Annotated in this window: 4 protein-coding genes; 2 read left to right on the top strand and 2 right to left on the bottom strand. The window is 63.2% G+C overall.

The window, feature by feature from the left end; genetic code table 11:
• The first annotated feature begins 120 nt into the window (after positions 1-120).
• Complete coding sequence (locus DDF70_RS34520) at positions 121-1,473, top strand: IS1380 family transposase (protein WP_114946366.1); 1,353 nt, start codon at positions 121-123, stop codon at positions 1,471-1,473.
• A gap of 116 nt (positions 1,474-1,589) precedes the next feature.
• Here DDF70_RS34520 and DDF70_RS34515 read toward each other — a convergent pair whose 3' ends face one another.
• Complete coding sequence (locus tag DDF70_RS34515) at positions 1,590-1,931, bottom strand: AAA family ATPase (protein ID WP_114949055.1); 342 nt, start codon at positions 1,929-1,931, stop codon at positions 1,590-1,592.
• Positions 1,932-2,033: 102 nt separating this feature from the next.
• On the bottom strand, positions 2,034-5,729 hold the full coding sequence (locus tag DDF70_RS34510; protein ID WP_114949054.1) for a vitamin B12-dependent ribonucleotide reductase: 3,696 nt from the start codon (positions 5,727-5,729) through the stop codon (positions 2,034-2,036).
• A 990-nt stretch (positions 5,730-6,719) separates the two neighbouring features.
• Between DDF70_RS34510 and DDF70_RS34505 the strand changes: the two genes are divergently transcribed.
• On the top strand, positions 6,720-8,020 hold a 1,301-nt coding region (locus tag DDF70_RS34505), incomplete at its 3' end, for a calcium-binding protein (RefSeq protein ID WP_162820884.1).

The following is an 8,020-nucleotide window of genomic DNA, read 5'->3' as shown; positions in this document are numbered from 1 at the left end:
CCGTTCTTATGCATCGGAAGAGGGATGAGGGCTGGCGGATGTAGCTTAAGCACTTGAAGCAGCGTAGGATTTGGTTGCTGAAGCCGATCCTGCTCTCCGTTCGAGGCTGCCACACCCGCCATGCCGGACGATACACCTGCCACCTTCCCGTTTCCAGCCGTGTCCCGCAAGAAGATCACCGCCGCGTTCGACGGCGGGCGCTTGTCGTCCGACGGCGGCGTCATGCTTCTGGCCCAGGCCGAGCGCCGCCTTGGCATCGCCGAGCGGCTCGCCGGCTTCATCCCGGATCGGCGCGATCCCGTCCGCGTGACGCACGCGATCACAGACATGCTCCGCGCCCGCATCTTCGCCATCGCGTGTGGCTATGAGGACTGCAATGACTTCGGCCCGCTGCGCGCCGATCCGGCGTTCAAGCTCGCCTGCGGGCACCTGCCGGAGACTGGAGCGGATCTGGCCTCGCAGCCGACCCTCTCGCGGCTGGAGAATGCGCCGACGATCCGCGATGCGATCCGGTTGACCTATGCTCTGGTCGATCAGTGGATGGACAGCTATGTCACGCCCCCTGACGGAGTGGTGCTGGACATCGACGACACCTGCGACGTGGTGCATAGGCACCAGCAACTGTCCTTGTTCAACGCGCACTATGACGAGCGCTGCTTTCTGCCGATCCATGTCTATGACAGCACCGGCCGCCCGGTGGCGATCGTGCTGCGGCCGGGCAAGACGCCCTCCGGCCGTGAGGTGCGGGCTTACTTGCGACGCCTCGTGCGCCGCATCCGCACACGTTGGCCTCTCACGCAGATCACGATCCGCGGCGACAGTCACTATGCCCGCCCCGAGGCCATGGACTTCTGCGAGCAGAACGGCGTCAGCTATCTGTTCGGGCTGGCCGGCACCCGGCCGCTCACCGCCAAAGTCCAGAACGAGGCGGATGCGGTGCGCACCCAGCGGGCGGTGGACGACTGCGAGGTCGTGCGTGGCTTTGCCGAGACGACACACCGGGCCAAGAGTTGGTCGTGCGAGCGTCGCGCGATCGCCCGCATCGAAGCCACCCGCCTGGGGCTCGACATCCGCTGTGTGGTCACCAACCTGATCGGGACCAGCGCGCGGGTCATCTATGAGAGCCTATATTGTGCCAGGGGCCAAGCCGAGAACTGGATCAAGTTCCACAAGGCGCACCTCGCGTCCGACCGAACCTCGTGCCGGCGCGCGGTGGCCAACCAAGTTCGGCTGGTGCTGCACACGGCCGCCTACTGGCTGATGCTGGCGGTGCGGGAGGCGATCCCGGCTGCACGCGATCTCGCCCGGGCTGAGTTCGCCACGCTGCGGTTGCGCCTGCTCAAGATCGCCGTGCGGGTGCAGGAAACGGCGAGCCGCATCCGACTGGCCTTCGCCTCCGGCTGCCCGGACGCTGACCTCTTCCGCGCCGTAGCGGCGACACTCCTGCCCAGCCCGCGAGCAGCCTCGCCCTGAGAGACGGGGCCGCCATCGCCCTGATCGCTCTATCCTGCCCCTGCCAACGCGTTCCCCACGTGCCAGACCTCGCTGCGGTGAAAGAGACGCAACGGATTGGCTCGCCTCGCCGCAAATCAGGTCAATGCAGCAAACTCTGGTGAATAGGAATGGTTAGCCGTCTCAACGGCTTCGAGTAGTGAGGCGTCTTCAGTTCCAAGAGTAAAAATACCTGGAATATGGGAGTGGAGGTTGGCTTCAACAAAATCTTGATTATAGACTAAGCAGTTAATGGGCATCATTCCTGCCCATTTTACTTCGCAGTCCGTGAATTTTGAGCTATCAGCAAGTAGCCGAGAGATTGTAGTCTTGCCGGAGCCATTAGCTCCATACAGATAGTTTACTGCTTTGAAAGCCTGAAGAGACTGACCTTTCACGTCGTAGGTTGCGACGTTTCGAACGTTTATCCCCTCAATCATGCTAAGCCCCCGGCATTCTTAGTCACTATTATTGTTCTAAGAAGATCGTCCGCCTCTTACGAGGCGGACGATAGAGATGCTAATGGTTGTATGGGCCTGGGTTCAGCTGCAACCCGTCGTGCTGCCGCAGGTATCGCACTTCAAGCATGTCCCGTTCCGCACCAGCGTGAAGTTCGCGCATTCGGGGCAGGCTTCGCCCACATAGCCCTTCATCTTGGCCTCGGCGCGCCGGTCGGCGACCGACGGGGCGGGGGCTGCGAAGGCGAGCCTGGACATTTCGGCTTCGCCGACCTTCTCCTCCACCTGCACGGCGGGCTGGGCGAGTTCGCCCTTGAGGGCGTTCGCGCCGGCCGTCAGGCCGCCGATGCGCTGCGGCTGGCTGGCCCCGCCGGGGATCAGCATGAGGCGGTCGACGGAGCCGCGGGTGAAGCCGCGGGACACGACGGCCGTGGCAGGAGCGGGCTCCGGCGCCTTCGACTGGGCTTCACCCTGGCCGATGGTGGTGGGGCCTGCTTCCGACGGGTCCACGTGGGCGAGGTCGTTGCGGGAGAGATACGAGACCGCGAGCTCGCGGAACACGTAGTCGAGGATCGAGGTCGCGGACTTGATGCGCTCGTTGCCCTGGACGAAGCCGGCCGGCTCGAAGCGCGTGAAGGTGAAGGCCTCCACGTATTCCTCCAGCGGCACGCCGTATTGCAGCCCGAGCGAGATCGCGATGGCGAAGTTGTTCATCATGGCCCGGAAGGCGGCGCCTTCCTTGTGCATGTCGATGAAGATCTCGCCGAGGCGTCCGTCGTCGTATTCGCCCGTGCGCAGGTACACCTTGTGGCCGCCGACGACGGCCTTCTGCGTGTAACCCTTGCGGCGGTCGGGCATCTTCTCGCGGTCGCGCAGGGCCACCACGCGCTCGACGATCTTCTCCACGATCTTTTCCGACACGTGGGCGGCTTTTGCGGCGGCCGGCATGGCGGCGACCGTCTCGGCGGCGTCCTCCGCATCCTCGTCCTCATCGGCGATGAGGGCGGAGTTCAGCGGCTGCGAGAGCTTGGAGCCGTCGCGGTAGAGGGCGTTCGCCTTGAGCGCCAGCTTCCAGGACAGCATGTAGGCGTTCTTGCAATCCTCGACGGTGGCGTCGTTGGGCATGTTGATCGTCTTGGAGATCGCGCCCGAGATGAAGGGCTGCGAGGCCGCCATCATGCGGATGTGGCTCTCGACCGAGAGATAGCGCTTGCCGATCTTGCCACAGGGATTGGCGCAATCGAACACCGCGTAGTGCTCGGTCTTGAGGTGCGGCGCGCCTTCCAGCGTCATCGCTCCGCAGATGTGGATGTTCGCGGCCTCGATGTCGGCCTTCGAGAAGCTTAAGTAAGAGAGCAGGTCGAAGGACGGATCGTTGAGCTTTTCCGCCGGCACTTTGAGCGTGCCGGTGAGGAAGTCCTCGCCGAGGGTCCAGCGGTTGAAGACGAACTTGATGTCGAAGGCTGAACGCAAGCCCTTCTCCACCGCGTCGATCTTCTCGTCCGTGAAGCCCTTCGCACGGAGCGAGCCGGGGTTGATGGCGGGCGCCTGCTTCATGGAGCCGTGGCCGACCGCATAGGCCTCGATCTCGGCGATCTCCGATTCGCGATAGCCCAAGGTCCGCAGCGCGTCGGGAACGGCCCGGTTGATGATCTTGAAGTAGCCGCCGCCGGCGAGCTTCTTGAACTTCACGAGCGCGAAGTCGGGCTCGATGCCGGTGGTGTCGCAATCCATCACGAGGCCGATCGTGCCGGTGGGCGCGATCACGGTGGCCTGCGCGTTGCGGTAGCCGTTCGTCTCGCCGAGTTCCAGGGCGCGGTCCCAGGCGGCCTTCGCATGGGCGACGAGATCGGCGTCCGGGCAGGAGGCGTGATCGAGCGGGACCGGATTGACGGCAAGGCTCTCATAGCCTTCCGCCTGCCCATGCGCCGCGCGGCGGTGGTTGCGGATCACGCGCAGCATGTGCTTCGCGTTGGCCTTGTAGTTCGGGAACGGCCCGAGCTCGCCCGCCATCTCGGCGGAGGTCGCATAGGACACGCCGGTCATGATCGCCGTGATCGCGCCGCCGAGGGCACGGCCCGCGTCGGAGTCGTAAGGAAGGCCCATGGTCATGAGCAGGCCGCCGATATTGGCGAAGCCGAGGCCGAGCGTGCGGTACTCGTAGGAGAGCTGCGCGATCTCCTTCGAGGGGAACTGCGCCATCATCACCGAGATTTCGAGCACCACGGTCCACAGGCGGCAGGCATGTTCGAACGAGCCGGCGTCGAACTTGTGGTTCTGGCGGTCGAAGAACTGCAGCAGGTTCGCGGAAGCGAGATTGCACGCCGTGTCGTCCAGGAACATGTATTCCGAGCACGGGTTCGACGCCCGGATGCGGCCACCGGCGGGGCTGGTGTGCCAGTCGTTCATGGTGGTGTTGAAGTGCAGGCCGGGATCCGCCGACGCCCAGGCGGCGTGGCCGATCTGCTCCCACAGGTCGCGGGCCTTCAGGGTCTTCAGGACCTTGCCGTCCTTGCGGGCCTTGAGGTGCCAGTCCGCGTCATTTTCCACCGCGCGCAAAAAGTCGTCGGTGAGCGAGACGGAGTTGTTGGAGTTCTGGCCCGAGACCGTGAGGTAGGCGTCCGAATCCCAATCCGTGTCGTAGATCGGGAAGTCGATGTCGGTGTAGCCCTGCTTGGCGAACTGGATGACGCGCTTGATGTAGTTGTCCGGGATCATGACCCGGCGCGCGAGCTTGATTTCCTTCTTCAGGGCCGGGTTCTTCTCCGGATCGAAGCAGGCATCGCCCTCGGCCTCGCAGTTCACGCAGGCCTTCATGATGGCCTTGAGGTGCTTGTTGCCGAGCTTGGAGCCGGTCACGAGGGCTGCGACCTTCTGCTCCTCCTTCACCTTCCAGTCGATGTAGCTCTCGATGTCCGGGTGATCGACGTCGACCACGACCATCTTGGCCGCGCGGCGCGTGGTGCCGCCCGACTTGATCGCGCCGGCCGCCCGGTCGCCGATCTTGAGGAAGCTCATGAGGCCCGACGAGCGGCCGCCGCCGGAGAGCTTTTCACCCTCGCCGCGCAGCTTCGAGAAGTTGGAGCCGGTGCCGGAGCCGTACTTGAACAGACGCGCCTCGCGGACCCACAGGTCCATGATGCCGCCCTCGTTCACCAGATCGTCCTCGACGCCCTGGATGAAGCAGGCATGCGGCTGCGGGTGCTCGTAGGCCGACTTGGACTTGGTCAGCTTGCCGGTCTTGTAATCCACGTAATAGTGGCCCTGGCCGGGACCGTCGATGCCGTAGGCCCAGTGCAGGCCGGTGTTGAACCATTGCGGGGAGTTGGGCGCCACCATCTGGTTGGCGAGCATGTAGCGCAGCTCGTCGTAGAAGGCCTGGGCGTCTTCCTCGGAGGAGAAGTAGCCGCCCTTCCAGCCCCAATAGGTCCAGCAGCCGGCGAGGCGGTCGAAGACCTGCTTGGAGGAAATCTCGGAGCCGAATCGCTGGTCTTCCGGCAGGGAGGCGAGGGCGGCCTCGTCGGCCACGGAGCGCCACAGCCAGGAGGGAACGTCGTTCTCCTCCACCTTCTTCAGGCGGGCCGGCACGCCCGCTTTACGGAAATACTTCTGGGCCAGCACGTCGGACGCGACCTGGCTCCAGGTCTCAGGCACCTCGATGTTCTCGAGCTTGAAGACGACGGAGCCATCCGGGTTGCGGATCTCGCTCGTGGCGAGCCGGAAGGCGAGGGAGGAATAAGGCGACTGGCCGGTTTTCGTATAACGCCGCTCGATCCGCATAGTGATTTTCCCAAGTATGGAGACAAAAAGTCTCCTGGCCGCGATTTTGCCCCGCAGCTCATCAGCCCAAATTTTTGTTCGACGCCCCAACGATCCGTTTTGCGGACCGCCACACGCAACCGCCCGAGTTACGGACCTCCTGCAGACGCCAAGGGCCGCGCGGCAACGCGTTGCCACGGAGCTCTGACGCTTACTCTGGGGAGGTTTCAGCCGCCCTTTTCAGGTCGGCCGCCGGTCTCTGATCGGTACCCCGGCAAGCTAGTCGTGTTGCGAGCCTTACGTCAAGAACTTGTGTCGTGGCCCGCGGTTCCAACTATATATAGTGGAGAAGTGTTAAGAATGTGGAAAACTGGCTAAGCCTTGGAGACTCCTCTGAGAATCCTTTCAGAGATTTTTCTCCGGCCAAGCTTCGCCGGCTCGGAGGCGGCTCGAAATCAGACGAGATGTTGTGCCGGCGCATCATGTTGATGGGTTGGACCATAACGTGCCGGCAGGGGCGGGAAATGGCCCAGATCCAAGGAAACACCGTTCGAGGGCTCGGCGACTCAGCGTGAGAATCGAGACGCGCGCAGGTTGCGCCCCTCTCGTCGACGGATGGCGCGGAATAAGGGTGCGACTCGGGGGGGCGGGACAGATTCGGTCGATATGTCTCGGCGCAGGACGATTGTTTAGAGGAATCGAGCCGATGTCTGGCGAGGTTCCCACCTTTAGATCGAGAATCGTTACAGCTAATGCCCAGTGAAACATGCCGACCGGCACGGTCCGCCGAGAAAGCAATTAGACAAAATGAGGGAAGGGCTGGTCAGCGGGTACGGAAAGCCGCCGTCGATCACGTAACGTCGCGCAACTGGAAAGCTCGTTGGCTTGTAGAAATGCAACTTAGTTTCGCTAGAAAGACATATGAGAAGTTATAACGTTTTATGAACTGGTGTTGGATCGGGATCTTCCGATGTCCCAAAACACCGCGTCGAACGTAAAGGATAACAGTTCATGACCTTCAGCATTGAGCAGGCACTTGACGCCTTCTTCAACAACAGCGGTGGTGGGGGCATCCAATACGGAGGAACCGGTACAGGAGGCACGATCACGGGAAACGTCACCGGCGGCTCGGGAACGGGTTCTTCGTATCCGATCGTGATGCATCCTTCCGACCAATCGATCGATACACAGACCGCCCCGGGTACACAGGATTATTCAGATAATAACGAGGGCGGTGTTGATGCCGGCATGGAGGATGAGTACGGCAACGACATCTATATCGATATCAAGATTTACGCGCCGGTTACGATGCCAGGTGACCTCAGTTCGATGCAGAGAGAATTGCTCCGCCTGGAGTATAATCTCGACATGTTGCTCTATGGTAAGTCCGATATCTGGACATATTCTTTTCTTGTTGAATCTCGCGGCGAGCATTTCTCGGATGGCCACATTCACCCTGGCGACAACGTCGTTTATGCGGGCGGAGTCGGAGGAAATGCCATCGAGCCGGCAGGAGAGGTGTCGAGCTTTACGGTTCGTATGAACTTCGGATCTTCGGGCAATGACACGACCTACGGCAGTTCGGGTTCTGAGTTCCTTTTCGGCGGCAATGGCAACGACCTCATTCATGGCTACGCCGGCAACGACTTGATCAGCGGCGGCGCGGGTGCCGACACGCTGAGCGGCGGCGATGGCACCGACACGCTGGTCTATGGCGGCGCGGACGGGGCTCTCGTCGACCTGCGCACCGGCTATACGGCCGGCCAGGCGGCGGGCGACGTGATCAGCGGCTTCGAGAACGTGCTCGGCGGCTCAGGGAACGACACGGTCTACGGCTCGGCCGAGGCCAACGAGCTCAACGGCCAGGGCGGCAACGACATCCTGGCCGGGGCGGATGGCCATGACACCCTGTGGGGCGGCGCCGGCAACGACTGGCTCGAGGGCGGCAGCGGCGACGATCTCGTCGCGGGCGGCGCCGGCGACGACCGCCTGGTCGGCGGCGCGGGCAACGACGTGCTGCACGGCGAGGCGGGGCGCGACACCTTCGTGTTCGAGAGCGCGCTGAATGCCACGAGCAACGTCGACCGGATCGCCGACTTCGCCGTGGCGGAGGACTGGATCGGGCTGAGCCGGAGCGTGTTCGGCGGCTTCGGCGCGTCGGTGTCGCTGGTGATCGGGACGGCGGCGACGGCCAACAACGCGGCGCAGGTCGTGTACGACAGCGCGACCGGCGCGCTGTTCTACGATCCGGATGGCGCAAGCCCGGCCGCGCAGGTGAAGTTCGCCCAGCTCGCTGCCGGGCTGGCGCTGAC

The sequence above is a fragment of the Microvirga calopogonii genome, from assembly GCF_003347665.1.
Lineage (GTDB): Bacteria > Pseudomonadota > Alphaproteobacteria > Rhizobiales > Beijerinckiaceae > Microvirga > Microvirga calopogonii.
The sequence above is the reverse complement of the archived record's forward strand: the minus strand, read 5'-3'. Positions and strand labels throughout refer to the sequence as shown.

Excerpts from the sequence above, each read along its gene's own strand:
- DDF70_RS34520 (WP_114946366.1), top strand. The coding sequence starts at position 121 with ATGCCGGACGATACACCTGCCACCTTCCCGTTTCCAGCCGTGTCCCGC.
- DDF70_RS34515 (WP_114949055.1), bottom strand. The coding sequence starts at position 1,931 with ATGATTGAGGGGATAAACGTTCGAAACGTCGCAACCTACGACGTGAAA.
- DDF70_RS34510 (WP_114949054.1), bottom strand. The coding sequence starts at position 5,729 with ATGCGGATCGAGCGGCGTTATACGAAAACCGGCCAGTCGCCTTATTCC.